The sequence below is a fragment of the Paenibacillus sp. FSL H8-0548 genome, assembly GCF_038630985.1.
In the GTDB taxonomy this organism is placed as follows: domain Bacteria; phylum Bacillota; class Bacilli; order Paenibacillales; family Paenibacillaceae; genus Pristimantibacillus.
The window spans coordinates 4,904,249-4,921,848 of sequence record NZ_CP152049.1; the positions used below are offsets into that span (position 1 = coordinate 4,904,249).

Annotated in this window: 16 protein-coding genes; 4 read left to right on the forward strand and 12 right to left on the reverse strand. The window is 47.1% G+C overall.

Annotation, left to right across the window (positions count from 1 at the left end; genetic code table 11):
• Nucleotide 1: 1 nt before the first annotated feature.
• The 9 genes from MHI37_RS21400 to MHI37_RS21440 all read right to left on the reverse strand — a co-directional run bounded on the left by MHI37_RS21400 (nt 2) and on the right by MHI37_RS21440 (nt 10,812).
• Nucleotides 2-1,210 (reverse strand): EAL domain-containing protein, encoded by a 1,209-nt coding sequence (locus MHI37_RS21400; RefSeq protein WP_076339724.1) that lies wholly within the window; start codon nt 1,208-1,210, stop codon nt 2-4.
• Between the two features lies 1 nt (nt 1,211).
• Nucleotides 1,212-2,753: a GGDEF domain-containing protein gene (locus MHI37_RS21405; RefSeq protein ID WP_179090327.1), complete on the reverse strand. Its 1,542-nt coding sequence runs from the start codon at nt 2,751-2,753 to the stop codon at nt 1,212-1,214.
• 88 nt (nt 2,754-2,841) lie between these two features.
• Nucleotides 2,842-3,501: a phosphate signaling complex protein PhoU gene (gene phoU / locus MHI37_RS21410; protein ID WP_076339722.1), complete on the reverse strand. Its 660-nt coding sequence runs from the start codon at nt 3,499-3,501 to the stop codon at nt 2,842-2,844.
• Between the two features lie 58 nt (nt 3,502-3,559).
• Complete coding sequence (gene pstB / locus MHI37_RS21415; RefSeq protein WP_076339721.1) at nt 3,560-4,315, reverse strand: phosphate ABC transporter ATP-binding protein PstB; 756 nt, start codon at nt 4,313-4,315, stop codon at nt 3,560-3,562.
• A 44-nt stretch (nt 4,316-4,359) separates the two neighbouring features.
• Complete coding sequence (pstA, locus tag MHI37_RS21420) at nt 4,360-5,235, reverse strand: phosphate ABC transporter permease PstA (RefSeq protein ID WP_076339720.1); 876 nt, start codon at nt 5,233-5,235, stop codon at nt 4,360-4,362.
• Nucleotide 5,236: 1 nt separating this feature from the next.
• On the reverse strand, nt 5,237-6,100 hold the full coding sequence (gene pstC, locus MHI37_RS21425; protein ID WP_256710712.1) for a phosphate ABC transporter permease subunit PstC: 864 nt from the start codon (nt 6,098-6,100) through the stop codon (nt 5,237-5,239).
• A gap of 189 nt (nt 6,101-6,289) precedes the next feature.
• Nucleotides 6,290-7,291 carry a PstS family phosphate ABC transporter substrate-binding protein gene (locus MHI37_RS21430; protein WP_076339718.1) on the reverse strand — a complete coding sequence of 334 codons (1,002 nt, stop codon included), beginning with the start codon at nt 7,289-7,291 and terminating at the stop codon, nt 6,290-6,292.
• Nucleotides 7,292-7,393: 102 nt separating this feature from the next.
• Nucleotides 7,394-8,554 (reverse strand): methyl-accepting chemotaxis protein, encoded by a 1,161-nt coding sequence (locus MHI37_RS21435; RefSeq protein ID WP_076339717.1) that lies wholly within the window; start codon nt 8,552-8,554, stop codon nt 7,394-7,396.
• Between the two features lie 188 nt (nt 8,555-8,742).
• A complete protein-coding gene (locus MHI37_RS21440; RefSeq protein WP_076339716.1) occupies nt 8,743-10,812 on the reverse strand; it encodes a beta-galactosidase in 2,070 nt (689 codons plus the stop codon).
• A gap of 142 nt (nt 10,813-10,954) precedes the next feature.
• Between MHI37_RS21440 and MHI37_RS21445 the strand changes: the two genes are divergently transcribed.
• Genes MHI37_RS21445 through MHI37_RS21455 form a run of 3 tightly spaced genes read left to right on the forward strand, consistent with a single transcriptional unit; the run spans nt 10,955 to nt 13,000 of the window.
• The gene (locus MHI37_RS21445; protein WP_076339715.1) at nt 10,955-11,782 is read left to right on the forward strand and encodes an AraC family transcriptional regulator; all 828 of its coding nucleotides are present in this window, start codon (nt 10,955-10,957) and stop codon (nt 11,780-11,782) included.
• Between the two features lie 24 nt (nt 11,783-11,806).
• Nucleotides 11,807-12,547 (forward strand): threonine/serine exporter family protein, encoded by a 741-nt coding sequence (locus tag MHI37_RS21450; RefSeq protein WP_076339714.1) that lies wholly within the window; start codon nt 11,807-11,809, stop codon nt 12,545-12,547.
• Nucleotides 12,548-12,571: 24 nt separating this feature from the next.
• Complete coding sequence (locus MHI37_RS21455; protein ID WP_076339713.1) at nt 12,572-13,000, forward strand: threonine/serine exporter family protein; 429 nt, start codon at nt 12,572-12,574, stop codon at nt 12,998-13,000.
• A 44-nt stretch (nt 13,001-13,044) separates the two neighbouring features.
• On the opposite strand, the gene MHI37_RS21460 is transcribed toward MHI37_RS21455, so the two are convergent.
• Nucleotides 13,045-13,893: a ligase gene (locus tag MHI37_RS21460; RefSeq protein ID WP_076339732.1), complete on the reverse strand. Its 849-nt coding sequence runs from the start codon at nt 13,891-13,893 to the stop codon at nt 13,045-13,047.
• Between the two features lie 166 nt (nt 13,894-14,059).
• On the opposite strand from MHI37_RS21460, the gene MHI37_RS21465 reads away from it, so the two are divergent.
• Nucleotides 14,060-14,926, forward strand: coding sequence for an AraC family transcriptional regulator (locus MHI37_RS21465; protein ID WP_083676566.1), 867 nt, complete (start codon nt 14,060-14,062; stop codon nt 14,924-14,926).
• A 34-nt stretch (nt 14,927-14,960) separates the two neighbouring features.
• On the opposite strand, the gene MHI37_RS21470 is transcribed toward MHI37_RS21465, so the two are convergent.
• Nucleotides 14,961-15,680: a response regulator transcription factor gene (locus MHI37_RS21470; RefSeq protein ID WP_076339711.1), complete on the reverse strand. Its 720-nt coding sequence runs from the start codon at nt 15,678-15,680 to the stop codon at nt 14,961-14,963.
• Nucleotides 15,681-15,791: 111 nt separating this feature from the next.
• Nucleotides 15,792-17,567: an ATP-binding protein gene (locus MHI37_RS21475; protein WP_076339710.1), complete on the reverse strand. Its 1,776-nt coding sequence runs from the start codon at nt 17,565-17,567 to the stop codon at nt 15,792-15,794.
• Nucleotides 17,568-17,600 lie beyond the last annotated feature (33 nt).

The window sequence follows — 17,600 nt, forward strand, 5'->3', positions numbered from 1 at the left end:
TTTAACCAAATGCAGCCGGTCTGCCTAACAAATATCCTTGTGCATAATCAATTCCCATTTCACGCAATTTGGCAAGCTCCTCTTCGCGCTCGATCCCCTCAGCGATAATCGCAATATCCATTTTGGCTGCCAGCTGGATTAAGGTATACAGAATATGCTCCTTCATCTCGTCGAGATCGATGTTTTGAATAATAGACCGATCAACCTTCAAGTAATCCGGACGAAGCTCAATGATCGATTGCAGCGACGAATAACCTGCGCCTACGTCATCTATCGCAATTTGATAGCCTTGGCTTCGATAATGCTCCAGTGCTCGCTTCACCGACCCAAAATCGGCAATCGAGCTTCGTTCCGTTATTTCAAATACGACTTTATGCGGCGATAGTTGATGCTGCTCAAGCAGGCTAAGCGTCTGCCCTGGAGAGAAGCTAGGATCCTCCATAATTTGCGCCATGACGTTTATAAACAGCTTCTGCTCCTCCTTGAGCGGAATACAGCCGTCTATCGCTTTCTCTCTTGCCAGCCTGTCGAGCGCGTAGGTTAACCCTTCTTGCTCGGCAAATTGAAACAGCTCCATAGGTCCTGGAAACCACTCTCGATCCTCTGTCCGCGTCAGCGACTCGTAACCAAAGATTTCACCTGGTCTGCGCAGTGACACAATCGGCTGGTAAACAGGATAGATGAGCTTTTTCCTGATCATGCGCTCGAGTGCCCGACGCTTCAAGCTTCGTTTCATCGCGCCAGCGGTTTGACCGTGCAAAACCGCCTTTTTCATCACACCATACCGACTCAGCTCATCTGCTATAGCCCCGTCCGCTTCAGAGACTGCAACACCAACGTGAAGCAATCCCTCTTCTTGAAGCTTAGCCTCGTGATTTACTCTATGTATAAATTGCTGTTCCCACGCCTCTGTATGCTTATGGGCAAACTCAAGCAGCCATCCCTCTAGAAATGATGGGCATCCAGCCGGCAGGCTGATGTGAATAAACAGATCCCCTTTTATCCAAACCATACCTTCATACAGAGCGGAGTCTCTGAATAATGCTTCCACTTCGCTCTCGACAAAACTGCGCCATTGCTGCTGGAAAGCAGCAACGCTGCCCCTCTGATTGGCAGTGGAAATCTCCCATGACATATAAATCATGCCGAGATGGCTTGGAGACCCGTCTCCTTCGTCCTTTAGCTGCTTTAATTCCTGAAGTTGTCTCACGTTACGCTCGTTCCCCTCCATGATGCATTCCTGTTATTTGATCCATGACATAGACACTTCCTTTGAGCGCCTTGGCTTGCTTCTTCAGTTTAGCTGCTAATCTCGGAATATCCTCCGCTGCCAGCGGCACCTCGCCGTCCCACAGCATGAGCGACAAAGAGAGCGTCACGCCCTGCTGCTCAATGAGGTTGCCATGTCGATCTTCAACTGTCGTTACTTCAACCCCGCCATAAAAAGCTTTAATTCCCTCTTCAAATCTGATGATTAACGATTGGCATAGACGCTCCGCCGATTTTGCGCATGTCACCATTATGAAATCATCACCGCCGATATGCCCGACAAAATCCCCTTCGACGCCGTGCGGACCGACTTCCCGGCGCAGTAGATCTGCAACATAGCGAATCAGATCATCACCCAGACCAAAGCCAAAAAAATCGTTATACCATTTAAAATAATCAAGATCCGCGTAAATGACTGCGAACGGCTTTTTTTGTCCAATGCGGCGCTGCAGCTCATGCTGAATCTCCTCATTGCCAGGCAAACCTGTGAGTGGATTAGCTGTTCTTGCCGCTTCTGTCCGCAGCGTTGTCATACACTCCAGTATCGAGCGGATGGAGGCCGCTCCTGCCATCTGTCCTTCTTTGGTAATCAGGACTACGTCATAGAGCTGAGAGAAATCCCTGGCCATTGCCAGCTGAGATACAAGCTCTACGGGCAGCTGTTCATCAACGATCAGCGGCTGCTTGTTCATAATTCGCTCTACAGGCCTGTTCCAATAAAGAGGCAATCCAAATTGTCCTGCGAGCATTTGATGAAGCTTTTCTTTCATTAAAATCCCAATCGGCCGTCCTTGATCAACGATAACGGCCCCCTGCGCCTTGGCATTCGTATCAAATAAATAAGCAACCTCTGATACTCTTGCTCTGGCAGGGAAAATCGGAAACGGAGCAGCTAGTGTCCCAATTCTAACGCTCTTTCCATGAAGCTGAGGCTGCATCGTTTGCGCATTGGGCATCTGCTCATCAAGTCCATAATTGCCGTGCAGCCTATCCGGCTTGTTTGCCTGCTGACCAATCCCAAGCGATAAATTATAAGCACTTTGCTCCATGGCATCCATCAGCATTCGGAAAATAACGGTTTCCGAGGAGCGCCCCATAGCTGGTGGATGAGCCGTGGCTGAACCAAGACTTACCTCGGCATCTGCAACTGCATCCGCTTTGCTTGCTCCCTTGGCCCAAGCTGTTCGCAGCTTGTTTTTCAAACGCTCCAGTGCTTTCTCGGTTAGCTTATCAATTGGTTCATCATCTGGCAGTCTAGCGATTAAATAGAAAAACTCCGATTCCAGACGTTGACGCCAAAAAATGTTCTGCTCTTCGTTTTCCCATAGCTGCAGAACAGCCTCCGAGGCTGCATTTCCCATGTAGAAGCGAACATAAACAACGCCGACGCCCCCCTCATGCCAGCGCTCCTTCAAGCTGCGGATCATATCTCGATTGAATAATCCAACCCCAACCTCATCCATCCGAATCCCCTCGATCGACAATAGCATCGCCTTCAGCACATATTCATATTAAAAAGAACCATCTAAGCTTATTCACTACTTAGACGGTCCACATTTTCTACATTTAAAGCTATACGTTCAAATCCGGTCTGCTCCCTGTTACGAGATAGACGACGCTCTCGCCGATGTTGGTCGCATGATCGCCAAGCCGCTCTAGATAACGACCGACGAAGCTAAGCAATGAGGATTGTGTAATGTTGCGTGGATTTTCCATCATTAGTGAATAGAGCTCACGAGTAATTTGTCCATACAGCGCATCTACCTTATCGTCATCCTTGGACATCTTGTAAGCCAGATCTACGTTCTCTTGAATAAAGGATTGGATCGATTCATACGTCATCAGCTGTACGATCTCTGCCATCCGCGGCAAGTCAATTAACGGTTTAATAAGCTCCTGTCCTTCCAAGCGCAGGACGACCTTGGCGATATCTACAGAATTATCACCCATCCGCTCCAAATCGCTAGCGATTTTGAATGCAGACAAAATACGGCGTAAATCCTTTGCAACCGGCTGCTGAGTAGCAATCAGCTTTGAGCCAATCTCCGTAATTTTTTCTTCCAATTTATTCAGAGATGGATCATTATCAATGACTTTTTGCGCACGAGCAACATCGACTAACTTCAGCGCCTCCATTGCTTCGACAAGCGCATTTTCCACAAATGTACCCATTTCGATAATCAGGTTATGAAGCTGTTCAAGTCCAGCATCAAATTCCTTGCGAGTCGTCATCACAACGGCATTCCTCCTAATGGTTGGTCAAACTAGCCTAGATCATACTTCAAATGGCTCAGCCAAATCGTCCGCTTATATAATCCTCTGTGCGCTGATCCGTCGGATTGGAGAACAGCTTCTCTGTATCCGAATATTCGATAACCTCGCCATTTAAGAAAAACACGGTTTGGTTCGAAACGCGTGCTGCCTGATGCATGTTGTGAGTAACCATAACAATCGTATACTTATCCTTCAGCTCTTGAACTAGCTCCTCGATTTTGAGCGTAGAGATCGGGTCAAGCGCCGAAGTAGCTTCATCCATAAGCAAAATATTCGGGTTTACCGCAAGCGCACGAGCGATGCATAGACGCTGCTGCTGTCCTCCAGACAATCCGAAAGCCGAGCGCTTTAGATGATCTTTAACCTCTTCCCACAAAACAGCTGATTTCAAGCTTGTTTCAACAATTTCATCCAGTTCGCTTTTGCTTGTAATGCCGTGCAGACGTGGACCATAAGCGACGTTATCATAGATTGATTTCGGAAATGGATTGGGCTGCTGGAACACCATGCCTACTTTTTTGCGAAGCGTCTCTACGTCCACTTCATTCGAATAAATTTCGGTGCCGCCGATGGCGATTCCGCCCTCGATGCGAGTTCCTGGAATCATATCATTCATACGGTTCAGTGTACGAAGCAGTGTCGACTTGCCACAGCCTGATGGTCCGATAAACGCCGTGATCGCTTTCTCGGGAATCGTTAGCGATACATCCTTCAAAGCGTGGAAAGCGCCGTAAAACAAATTCAATTTGTTAATATTAATAAGTGCTTCCATTACGTTTTCCTCCTAAGTGTGCGGGCTCCCGCTTGCTCTTCTTTTTAAAGATTTTTCTGATATTTATTGCGAAGCAAAATAGCTGAGAAATTCATTAGCAGCAGAAGCGCAAGCAGGACGATAATACCGCTGGCTGCGAGCTCCTTGAACTCAAGCTGAGGCTTGGAGAGCCAGTTGTACACTTGAATAGGAATAACGGTAAACGAATCCTTAAGACCATTGGGCAAAAAGGCAACGTAAGTTAATGCTCCGATCATGACTAGCGGTGCTGTCTCGCCTATCGCACGAGACATAGCGAGTATTACACCCGTCAATACGCCCGGCATAGCCGCGGGCATAACGGAACGGGATACGGTCTGCCACTTCGTTGCGCCAAGCGCAAATGAAGCATCGCGGCGGGATTTGGGAACTGCGCGAATCGCTTCCTGCGCGGATACAATAATAATAGGAAGCACAAGCAGTGTCATCGTTAACGCGCCTGCAATTAGACTGCGATCAAGCGATAAGAGACGAACGAACAATGTTAATCCCAAAATACCGTAAACGATCGACGGAACGCCGGCAAGCGTACTGATATTAAGCTGAATAATGCGAGTGATTCGGCCCTTCTTCGCATACTCTTCGAGATAAATCGCTGCTCCGACTCCAAAAACAAAGGCGATAGGCGCCATGATTAGCAGCATGTATATCGAACCAACGAGCGCTGACTTCATGCCGGAGCCATCCGCCTTGCGTGACGGAAAGTTCGTGAATAAATCCGGTTGAAGACGGCCTATCCCATCAATTAATATATCTACGATTAATGCGCAGAGCGCAAGTACGCCAATGGAGGTCGCAACGACGAACAATATATGGAGCATCCAATCCGTTCTCCGTCTATTCGCGATTTGCTTGCGGTTTGCATCTTGAAATATGTTCATCTTAGTACTCCTCTCTGAATTTTCTTGCGATATACTGGGCAAGAATATTGAGCAGGAACGTAATGACGAACAGCGTCATGCCGACCGCGAAGATCGATCCATACTCTATCGTTCCGTGCGGTGTATCCCCGAGACTGACCTGAACGATATAAGCGGTCATCGTCTGAATACTCTCGAGCGGATTAATCGTCATATTAGGCGTTGAACCCGCAGCAACCGTAACGATCATCGTCTCGCCAATTGCTCGGGAGAAGGCAAGTACAGCTGAAGCTACGATACCTGAGAAGGCAGCCGGCACAACGATTTTCAAAGCAACCTCAAACCTTGTAGCGCCAAGCGCATAAGCGCCATCGCGCAGGCTGCGCGGCACTGCAGACATCGCATCCTCACTGAGTGAGGACACCATAGGAATAATCATGATGCCGACAACGACACCGGCGCTCAGTGCATTAAAAATACCAGCGCTGGGAAAAATACTTTGAATAAATGGCGTAACCAGACTTAGAGCAAAATAACCATATACGATCGTTGGCACGCCAGCGAGCACTTCGAGAATCGGTTTAATGATTTTCCGAACCTGCTTCGGCGCATATTCTGAAAGATAAATGGCGCTTGCAAGTCCTAGAGGAATAGCAACTAAACAAGCAATTAACGTAATCATTAACGTTCCTGACAGGAGCGGTAAAACGCCGAAGCTTTTTGGCGGGATTAACGGTGACCATTTTGTCCCAAACAAGAAATCAAAGATCGGTATTTTCTGAAAGAACTGATAGGTTTCCGTGATGAGCGTGACAACAATTCCTATGGTCGTAAGTACAGATACCGAAGCACATAGAAACAGTATGATGGGCATCACTTTATTCATGATGCTTACCCGTTTATTTTTGAAATCATAGTTTTCTTTGCTGCCTGTTTGAGTATTGCTGACCGTTTGTAATCCTTGGCCTGGCATTGCGGCGTCCCCCTTCTTGCCTTTACAATTCATTTACATATGTGCCGTGAAAAATGTGATGTCCCTCGAGACACCACATTTTTGCATCCAGCGTGTTGCTTCTTATGAGATTTTTGCCGCTTCCGTTGCATACTGCTCGTCTGGAAGAGCTACATAACCAACTTCGCCTGCATAGGTTCCAATGTTGTTGATGTAGAAGTGTACAAATTCTTTAACTTCTGGACGCTCAAGCTCTTTGTTGCTTACGTAGATGAAGAGCGGGCGAGACAATGGTGCATAGGTGCCGTCTTTAATCGTGTCATAAGTTGGAGAAATGGCACCTGTTCCGCCATCTACTGGTACAAGCTTCAATTTATCTTGGTTCTCTTCGTAGTAAGCAAAGCCGAAGTATCCAATGCCGTATTTGCTGCCTGCTACGCCTTGTACAAGCGCATTATCATCTTCAGAGAAGCTGATTGCTTTATCGTTGCGAATGCCTTCTTTATCAAGAATAGCTTCATTAAAATAGTCATAAGTTCCGGAATCAGCGCCTGGTGAGAACATCACGATTGGCTCAGCTGGGAAAGTATCACGAACATCTTTCCAAGTAGCAACAGTGCTGCCTGTAATGAAAATTTTGTTAAGCTCTTCAACCGTCAAGTGATCGATAAAGTCATTATCTTTGCTTACCACTACGGACAAGCCGTCAAATGCTACTGAAAGCTCTGTATACTCAATGCCAGCGGATACGCAAGCTGCTGCTTCTTCGTCCTTGATCGTTCTTGAAGCATCTGCAATTGCAATCTCTCCTGCGCAGAACTGCTTGAAGCCGCCGCCTGTACCGGATACACCGACAGGAACACGTACGTCTTTATGTTCTTTGTTGAACTCTTCCGCCGCTGCCTCTGTAAGTGGGAATACTGTGCTTGAACCGTCGATTTTAATTTCGCCTGACAATTTTACGGTTTCATTCGTCGGTGCGTTTGTAGCTGTGTTCGTAGACGAGCCCGTATTTTCCGAACCTCTATTTCCACCGTTTGTATTATTTCCGCATGCAGCCGTAAAAGCTAGCAGCACCACCATCGACAACATCAAGATCCCCTTAAAGCCTTTTTTCTTTAACAACTCTACCACTCCTCTTTTAGTATCTCTTAGGGCCATCGCCCCTGTGCCTCTTATACTACTAGCCGTTTGTAAACCTCGTATTCTGTTTTTGTAAACTCCATGTTAAAAATATGATTGCTGCAATTTTTTCATTTCGCTGGCGACGTGAAGAGATTGCTGATGCGCCTGCTCGGATAAGACGCCGATCTGCTTCGCGCTATTTCGGTTATCAGCTGCCGCTCGGAATAAACGATTAAACACCTCGCCTGCCTCGCTTACATGTGCTTCGCTCGCTGTTGTCTCCGAATGCCCCGCACGCGCAAGCGCAGTCGATTGCGATATGGCATCAACGATCGTTCGCGTTAGAATCGTGATTTCATTAGCAAAATTTTTCGTTTGGCTCGCCATCTTCATAACCTCGCTCGCTACTACTGCAAAGCCGCGGCCATGCTCCCCGGCACGCGCCGCTTCTATAGAAGCATTTAATGCAAGTAAATTGCTTTGCTCCGCCAGTTCTTTTATTAAAAGCGATACTTTACTGATAGAGCCGGCTTCCGCTTGCAGGTCAATCATTCGTTTCTCCTGCTGCTGCACGTTGCTCGCAATCGTGCCAAACGCCTTCGTTACTTTATCCAGCTCGTTTTTGCCCGATAGCGTTAAATCAACCATCTCTATCGACAGCGATTCCCCCTGCAAGGTCGACTTTCGAACGGTAGTGACTGCTTGTGCGATCTCATCCACACGCTGCTCCGCAGAACGAATGACGCTCATTTGCGCATCAACCGCTTTCTGCTGAAGCTGACGGGACAGTCCCAGCATGTCCGAAACCGTCAATATGCCCGCCAGCTTGTCCTTTGAGGTTACGATAACGCAGTCATAGAGCACACTCTCATCACGACTTAATGCACGATCGATAAGCTGCTGCGGCGAGAAATGATCATCCACGATCAACGGGCATGTATCCATTAGCTTCGTTATCGGCTTGTCATCATACAAGTCAGCACTAAAGCGATGACCAAGCTTTAAGAAAAAACGATTGCGCATCATCAAGCCTAGCGGCTCTCCTTTCTCATCTATGACGACAAGACATTCAGAATCTGGATTTTTTTTAAAATGACCAATCGTTTCCCTACAGGTTTGCTCTGCAGTAATCGTCGGTGCTTGACGCAAGAAATGCTGCAATCGCACCTGCTCGTCAGTACCTTCAGCTCGCTTGTGTGCTTCAGCCTGTACAATTTGGGTTTCAATCAGATCTTTTTCTTTAACCAGAATAGTTGATGTCACTCCGCCTCATCCTTCCTTCTATTTCCTATTTCCATTACTATAGGTCCAAAGCATTAACAGGAGTAGATAGAATTGTTATCGCTATATTAAATTCGACATTTTTTGTGGTGAAATTGCAAAAAAAAGCTGATCGAAATGCACCGTTGGTGTGCGCTTCAATCAGCTTTTTGTTATTCCTATTCAAATACTTATTTCGATTCTCTTTTCAAAATGCGACAGCTGTAGGCAGAAAGCTCCAGGCTGTCAGCGACTGCATCACTCGTTAACAAATCAGTGTAGCTGCGGTCGTCAAGTGCAACTACAGCATCATTCCCGCTAAAGTTGGATACAAATACAAAGTCGCTATGGCCATCTGTCCGCAATTGAACGGTAACGCCCTCTGGCAGCTCCACATCCAGCACACGCTTGATCCCCTCTTGCTTCACAAGGCTAGCTATGAAATCATTCGTAAATACAGCATCATTTCGTGAAGCGATATAGTAGGCTTTACCTGATCCCAATTTATTTACGGTCAATGCAGGACGTCCAGCATAAAAATCGTCGCCATATACGGCAAGCGCCTCTGCACCTTCCAGATGAATCAGATCACATAGTTCGCGTGCAGTGTACTCACCGCTCAGACCAAGCACATTGCCGTCCTTCAATACGACACGATTCGTATCATGATCATGCAGGGAATCGATTTCCTCCGACCAAATGCCCAGCGTCTTCCGAAGCGGTCCAGGGAAGCCCGATAGGAAGCATAGATCCTTATCATCAACAATACCTGTCCAATAGGTTGCCACAAAGATGCCGCCATTTTCAACAAAACGCTCGATTCGCTCGCCAACGCCTGGACGAACCATATAAAGCATCGGAGCCACGAGCAGCTTATATTGATCAAGCTCGCATTCCGAATCAATAATATCAACCGGCACGCCTAGATCCCAGAATGGACGATAATGGCGTTTGACCGTTTCTTCATAATGAAGACCGCCATTGCGTGGACCCTGCGAGTCCTTCACTGCCCAACGGTTCTCCCAATCATAAATGATCGCAACCTCAGGCTTGACTGTCGTACCGACGACCTCGCTCAGCTTCTCAAGTGTCGAGCCCAGCTCAGCAACATCACGGAACACGCGCGTATTCTCATGGCCGACATGATCTACTACAGCGCCATGCAGCTTCTCGCTTGAGCCTCTGCTCTTGCGCCACTGGAAGTATTGCACCGTATCGGAGCCATGCGCAACCGCTTGAAGAGACGAGAGCATATGCATGCCGGGACGCTTCAGCTTGCTGACAGGCTGCCAATTGGTCATGCTTGGCGTGCTTTCCATCAGCATGAATGGCTTGCCTCCGCCAAGTGTGCGGAAAACATCATGGTTGAAGCCAATCCACGCCGCGAGCTCGCTGTCATCTTCATGGTTGTCATGCCAAGTTGGATAAGCATCCCATGAAATAACATCCAGCAGCTCTGTGAATTTCCAATAGTTAAGGGGCTCGAAATCAAGCATGAAATTCGTTGTAATCGGCAGCTCGCTATTCACTGCGCGAAGCGGTGAAATCTCATTGCGGCAGAAATCTACCGTTTGATCGGTTACGAATCTTCTCCAGTCCACATTTTGGCAGTGAACCGCATTCTCGCCGCGCGAAGTAGGTGATTCCACTTGGCTCCAATCCGTATACGTGTGGCTCCAGAAGGTTGTCCACCACGCATCGTTTAGTGCATCAATCGTTTTATATTTATTTTTCAGCCATTCGCGGAAAGATTCCTCGCAAAACGAGCAATGACACTCTCCGCCGTATTCATTAGAGATATGCCAGCCGATAACGGCAGGATGGTCAGAATAACGCTCAGCGAGCTTCGTATTCATAATCGTTACTTTCTCACGATATACAGGCGAGCTGAAGCAATGGTTATGACGAGCGCCATGCAGGTTGCGGATGCCAGTTGGAGCAACGCGCAGCACCTCGGGATATTTTTGCGACATCCATACTGGACGTGCTCCGCTTGGTGTTGCCAGAAAAGCAAAGATTCCGTTTGCAGCAAATTTATCTAGAAGCGTATCCAGCCAATCAAAAGTAAATACGCCTTCCTCCGGCTCCAAAGCCATCCATGCGAATATACCAACCGACATCACATTGCAATGAGCAAGCTTCATCAGTCTAATATCCTCTTCCAGCACCTCAGGATACTTTTGCCATTGATCCGGGTTATAATCTGCACCATGCAGCATTTGCGGTATTTTTGTACTTAACGGGGGAAATTTCAAACTCATGTCAACAACCTCCAGTTTCATCTTGCTTGCAGCGTATATTGGTTATACTATAATGATATTCATATTATAACTCGTTCATAGGTTCAACTATATAACAGTATATTCGCATGTCTTTAAAAATATGAAACTGGAGGTGTCTGATATGGATACGATGGTTTTCCCTACGCTAACCGAGACGGATACTGCCCTTCCGGTATATTTGACCAGCACCGGACATTGGAGCAATCAGGAGGCGATTGATCGTCAAAGCGGGTATCCGCATTTTCAATGGCTGCAGGTGCTGGCAGGCGCCGGCGAGCTTCGTGTTGGCGATCAGACGATGATTGTCCGAGCAGGGCAGGGCTTTTGCCTGTTTCCTAACGAGCAGCATGCCTACTATTCTACACAGGAGCCTTGGGAATTGATTTGGATGAGCTTTAGAGGAGACTTAGTCGAGGAATTGTTCCAGCAGGCAGGCATTACACAATCTGGTGTTTATTCTACAGCTGATCATGATATGATAGTTACCCATATGAAAAATATATATGCGATGACGCAATCCGGCCGACCCTTTCTCGGACTCGAATGCTCGAAGCTGGTTTACATGTTTTTGCTTGATTTGATGAAGGTTATTCTTGTAAGCTCTCACTCCATAGAACAGCATTATCTGAAGCTGCAGCCTGTCCTTCAATATATTGATGCGCATTATCATGAGCTCATTACGATAAAGGATCTGGCTGGCTGCATCGCCGTTACCCCTCAATATCTTTGCTTGCTTTTCAAAAAAGCATTAAAAATGAGACCCATGGCCTACGTCAACCGAGAGCGGGTGAATCGCAGCAAGGAGTTAATGTTCCGCGAGGGCGATATTAGAATGCACGAAATCGCGCAGCGTGTCGGCTTCGATTCGCCGAGCTATTTCAGCTCCGTCTTCCGACAGCTTGAAGGGCTAAGCCCGGAGCAATTCAAGAAAATACACGGTATGAGATAACTAAACCGGGAGGTTTCATTCATCATGTCACATGAGATAAGTCAAGTCTGTTTGCTGGCTGGGAAAATCATTTTGCAAAACGGGGGAGAAACCTACCGTGTTGAGGATACGATGATGCGTATAGCGGCAGCCTACGGTATTCAGAATTCACATAGCTTTGTGACACCTACCGGCATTATTTTCGCTATCGACGGCTCCTCGCAGATGACTAAGCTCATTCGAATTTCCAACCGTTCGACTAATTTGCTCAAAGTAGCTTTGGTTAACGATATTTCCAGAAAAATATGGACAGATAAACTGAGTGCCTCGGAAGCTCACCGCCTGCTGCTGCGCATTGATACTGATGCTTACGTTTATCCGGCTTGGTTAAAAGTAATCGCAGCCGCCTTAGCAAGCAGCTGCTTCCTTATTATGTTCCAGGGAGGCTGGCGCGACTTTCTTCCCGTCCTGTTCATCGGCGGAGCTGGCTTCGGATTTCTGACGCTGATTCACCGCATCGTGCCGATTAAGTTTTTTTCTGAATTTATTACCGCCTTGCTCATTGGTACAATGTCCGTTTTATTTGTCATTGCAGGCTTCGGATATGATTTGGACAAAATTATTATCAGCTCGCTTATGCCACTTGTGCCTGGCTTGCACATTACTGCTGCAGTAAGAGACTTGATGGCAGGCCATCTAGTATCGGGGCTGTCGAAGGGTGCAGAAGCCTTTCTCACAGCTTTCGCCATCGGTGCCGGCATTGCTGCCGTGCTCTCTTTCTATTAATAGGATCGGAGGTATCTCACATTGATGATGCTCGAACAGCTTTTTACAAGCTTTATTGCTTCTGCCGCCTTCGGTCTTATCTTCAATGCACCGAAGAAGATGCTTGTTCATTGCGGCGCTGTTGGCATGATCGGCTGGCTTATTTATGTTACATGCACGCAGCTCCATTTGGACGCTATACCCGCTACGCTGATTGCCTCATTCGTCGTCACCGTCATCAGCCAGCTGTTCTCGAAGCTGTACAAAATGCCGATTATCGTCTTTAGCGTCTCAGGAATCATCCCATTGGTTCCCGGCGGTCTAGCCTATGATGCCATGCGCAACGTCGTTATCGATAACTATGACATCGCAGTACAGCTATCCGTCAAAGCCTTTATGATCTCCGGTGCGATTGCGATTGGTCTCATATTCTCTGAGGTTATTAATCAAATCATTCGAAAATCGGAGCATTAGCTGATCAGAATGTAAACGATGTGCCTATGTAAAGAACTGCCATCTCACGCTTGAACAGCATACCTCTCCCGCAGCACCTTTGCCATGGCGATAATCTGTTCAGAGCTAGGCATAACCAGCTTCTCCTGCGCCTCCTGCATGCCGCTCTCTGTTTGCTGCGAAATGATGAGTCGTTTGACGGCATTTACAAAGGTTTGGCCGGCTCCCTCTCCGAGTTCGGTGAGCTGCTGCAGACTGGCTGTGCTCTCTTCAAGCACTAATGGATATTCACCAGAAGCCTCCCCGTCCGCTGCCTTGTCATAGAAGGAACGAACGAGGCTCGCCCGCTCCTGCCCCGAGCCTTCTGCTACAATAAATGCTTGGACGATAAAAGCATGAGTTTGGCGCCGCTGGGCAATGCCGCAAAATTTATAACCAGCAATGCTCAAATCAAATTCTCCAGGGCAGTAGGCCCCTTGAATTTCCCCTTTGTCGACTCGACAGCCCGTTTCCTTCAGCGCATAACTAATAAGTCCGTACATTTTCTCGAAATCGCTATGAAAATGAAAGGAATCTACCGCTGGCTTTCGCATAATCAACGAAATATTAATAACACCCAAATCCAGCGGCACCGCAGCTCCGCCAGAGTTGCGGACAGCCGTAGACCAGCCCTCTAATTGCAGCTGTCGCTCGGTCTCAGCTGCGCCAGGCAGCCTGCTGTCTCGCAGGCCCATAATAAACGCTCTCGGATGACGCCATATATGACAGATCGCCGGTCCGCCTTGTCCTGTGTTTCTGCATAGCAGCTCATCCAAAGCAAAGGCATATAACGGATCGATCTCATTCAGCTCATTCATCCGATCCAATAGCAGTATATCTTTTAGTCCCAAATCCAACATCGAATCTCGTGCCATATTCAGTTTCCAGCCCTCTCTCTCTATCTTTCCGAGTACTTGCCATGCTTCTATTGTAACACTAATATACAAATTATTTTGTTATGTGCATCTCCATATTGCTAATGGCGAATCCTTTAACTACAATAAGGATATTGTCATGCAGCACCAAGGGGGAAGCTCTAATTTGGAAGTTATAAATGAAAAAGTCGCATATGAAAACCCGTTGCTTTCGCTGCGAATTTTTCAAACGATGCGCGATTTAGAAGGCTTTACGAACTGGCATTACCATAAACAGCTCGAGCTCCTCCTTATTCTTGAAGGGAATCTCGACGTTTATGTGGATGAGGAGAGCTTCCATCTGACTACAGGTGATGTCATGCTGATCGGAGCCTCCGAGCTGCATCGCGATCGCAGCCATAATATCATCGATTATATCGTGCTTCAATTCGATCTGGAGCCATTTTTTGATCAAAGCACGATTCCTTATATGCGCTATTTCTCAGAAACTCAAATGCCGCTTAGCAAAGCCAATTATATATTTGAGGAAAATAGTGCCGTGAAGCAGCAAGCTGCCTCCTATATTAAGCAATTGCTTGACGAAGCTACGCATAAGGAGACGGGCTATGAGCTTGCCGTCAGTGTTCTCATTAAGCAGATTCTGCTGCTCTTGCTCCGTCATGACAGCCGGAATGTGCTCATTGAGCAGGATAATTTTGACCGGATTCGCTTAAAGCCTGTGCTCGACTTTATCGAAAGCCACCTGATGGATCGCATTCAAGTCGAAGAGGTTTGCAAGATTGCTAATATGAGCTACTATTATTTCGTGAAATATTTCAAGAAAACGATCGGTCTGTCGTTTACGGAATATGTAAATTATCGCAAGATCAAGTGGGCCGAACGGATATTGCTAACGAAGGATTTAAGCATTTCGGAGGTTGGCGAGCGAATCGGGATGCCGAATATGGCTCATTTTTATAAAATGTTCAAAAAATACAATGACTGCTCACCGAAGCAATATCAGCGCAAAATGCTCCTGTGGAATCGACAATAGCGCCTAAACAATTAGAAAAAAGCTCGCCTCCCGATCACTTGGGGGTAACGAGCTTTTTTGGCATAACGAGCTTGTAGCCGACGCCGCGAATAGATTCAATTTGAACCGATTGCTGACCAAGCTCCAGCTTCTTCCTAAGCGAGCTTACATGAACATCAACCGTTCGCTGACCGCCGATATAATCAAAGCCCCATACAACGTTCATCAGATCATCACGAGTAATGACCATGCCTGGCCGCTGGACCAAGTAGAGCAGCACCTCAAATTCCTTCGGTCTAAGCGGAATCGTTTCTCCATTTAGGATGACCTCATATTTCTCTGGGTAGATGGAAAGCTCACCGGCAGTTATAACCTTCTCCGTCGATTCAATCGGCTTGCTGTCGTCCAGCTGCGTCCGCCGCAGTACCGCTGATACACGCGCAAGCAGCTCTGCAACGCCAAACGGCTTCGTAATATAATCGTCAGCCCCATGCTTCAGGCCTTGTACGACCTCTTCCTCTGCATTGCGAGCGGTCAAAATAATGACCGGTGTTCTGACGCCATTTTGGCGCAGCCGGTTCAATATCTCGAATCCATTCATGCCTGGCAGCATAATATCAAGAATAACTAAATCGAAATTGCGCTGCAAAGCCATTTGCAAGCCTTCGCCGCCATGATCGATAACAGTCGTTTCATAGCCTTCTTGGGTCAAATTGTACGACAAAAGCCTTGCTAATGTCGGTTCATCTTCAATAACTAGCACTTTTTGAGACATAGATCCTCCAACCCAGCGAGAAGCAGCGCCCTTAAGGCGCCGCATCCGCGTATTTATGACATTTAAAAATAGTGTATCACGGTTTCGTTAAGAATAGGTAAATCTTTTTTTCTACTGGAGGACAGGCAGCTCAATTGTAAACGTTGAGCCAATACCAACCTCACTCTTTACCGATATGGTTCCTTTATGCAGCTCAATTAGATGCTTAACAATAGATAAGCCAAGTCCCGTCCCGCCTGAGCTCCTCGAACGTGCTTTATCCACCCGATAAAACCTTTCAAAAATACGAGGCAAATCCTTCTTTGGAATACCGCTGCCGGTGTCGCTAATTTCAATTCGAATATAATCCTCGCCGCGCCCTTCCGCTTTTAAGGAAAGCCGTCCTCCCTCCGCCGTATAATTAATGCCGTTAGAGAGCAGATTCATAACGATTTGACGCAGTCGATCCTCGTCAGCCTCGACATACAAGCCTGGCTCGACATTAAGGCTAATCGTAATATTTTTGCGATCAGCCTCGGATTGCATGAGCTTAATCGATTTATCGACAAATGAGGTCACCTCTACGGGTGAGAATACGAGTGGAACACGGCGTGATTCGATTTTGGACAGCTCTAATATATCGCCGATCAATCGGTTAAGTCGGTCGCTCTCATCATAAATAATTTGCAAAAACGAACGTGCGGTTTCTTCATCATTTACTGCACCGCCAAGCAAGGTTTCTGCGAAGCCCTTAACAGCCGTAATCGGCGTCTTCAGCTCATGCGAGACGTTCGCGACAAATTCACTGCGCATACGCTCCAATCTGCGAATGGCTGATACATCCTGCAGTACGAGCAGCACGCCAGAAAATTCCTTGCTCTCGCGATGAATAGGCACCAGATTAAGCTCCAGCAGCCTCTCCTCTGGAAAATAGAACGTAATCTCCTCGCGCATATGCACCTTGCTCTGAAGTCCCTCTTGAATCATTTGAGCGAGCTCGTACTGCTGCTTCGCTTCCGCGAAATGGCGGCCGACCAGTTCTCCAGCAGAGAAGCCCAGCACTTCCTCAGCGCGTCTATTCATCAGAACGATTTTGCCATTGAAATCAATCATGACAATTCCGTTGATCATATTATCAAGTACACTCTCAAGCTGGTTCTCATTTTGCTGAATTCTTGTCATTTGAATCTGCAGGCTATCTGCCATCGCATTTATAGCGTTACCAAGCTCACCGATTTCATCCTGCTTCGTTACATTTACTCTTGCAAGATAATCCATGTTTTTAATGCGTTTAGCAACCTTCGTGATTTGCTCCAGCTGCCTTGTGAGGCCAAGAGCGAGACGGAAGCTAATTAAAGCCGCAATTAGAAAGAGCACCAATAGCCCGCCGACAAGAAGCATCGTTAAACGACGAATGCTCTCCTCAACCTCCTTCAAGCTCATTGACAGTCGAATGACATCCGGAGCTTGACCTGGCACAATGTCAACGGGAATGGCCACATACATCATATTTTGCTTCGTTGTACTGCTCGCCCGTATCACTCTGCCGGTTCCGGTTTCCAGCGCCTCTTGGATTTCCATTCGGTCCAAATGGTTTTCCATTTCCTTCGGATCTGTATCCGAATCTCCAAGCACCGTCCCATCATTGCGAATAAACGTAACACGAGAGCCTGTATAACCTTTCAGTTCCTTTGCTTCTTTTGAATAATAGGAGTATAGCGATGGTAAATCTCCAGACTTCCATTCCATTTTTGCCGAAATGATTTGCATCTCGCGCACCATATTGTCCTCAAGAGCTTCGATATGGGTTTCTTTAAACGTTTTAACCATAAATAACCCTGCTGCACTAACCGATAAGGCGATCATGACAATCATAATTAGCGTCAGCCTGGTCCGAAAGCTATTCATCCCATTCACTCCCTGTGTCCTCACTGTCTTCGA

Bases quoted from the DNA above. Each gene is read 5' to 3' on its own strand.
- MHI37_RS21455 (WP_076339713.1), top strand. From the start codon at position 12,572: ATGATGCTCGAACAGCTTTTTACAAGCTTTATTGCTTCTGCCGCCTTC.
- pstC (WP_256710712.1), bottom strand. From the start codon at position 6,100: ATGAATAAAGTGATGCCCATCATACTGTTTCTATGTGCTTCGGTATCT.
- pstB (WP_076339721.1), bottom strand. From the start codon at position 4,315: ATGGAAGCACTTATTAATATTAACAAATTGAATTTGTTTTACGGCGCT.
- MHI37_RS21440 (WP_076339716.1), bottom strand. From the start codon at position 10,812: ATGAGTTTGAAATTTCCCCCGTTAAGTACAAAAATACCGCAAATGCTG.
- MHI37_RS21475 (WP_076339710.1), bottom strand. From the start codon at position 17,567: ATGAATAGCTTTCGGACCAGGCTGACGCTAATTATGATTGTCATGATC.
- MHI37_RS21460 (WP_076339732.1), bottom strand. From the start codon at position 13,893: ATGGCACGAGATTCGATGTTGGATTTGGGACTAAAAGATATACTGCTA.
- pstA (WP_076339720.1), bottom strand. From the start codon at position 5,235: ATGAACATATTTCAAGATGCAAACCGCAAGCAAATCGCGAATAGACGG.
- MHI37_RS21445 (WP_076339715.1), top strand. From the start codon at position 10,955: ATGGATACGATGGTTTTCCCTACGCTAACCGAGACGGATACTGCCCTT.
- MHI37_RS21470 (WP_076339711.1), bottom strand. From the start codon at position 15,680: ATGTCTCAAAAAGTGCTAGTTATTGAAGATGAACCGACATTAGCAAGG.
- MHI37_RS21450 (WP_076339714.1), top strand. From the start codon at position 11,807: ATGTCACATGAGATAAGTCAAGTCTGTTTGCTGGCTGGGAAAATCATT.
- phoU (WP_076339722.1), bottom strand. From the start codon at position 3,501: ATGACGACTCGCAAGGAATTTGATGCTGGACTTGAACAGCTTCATAAC.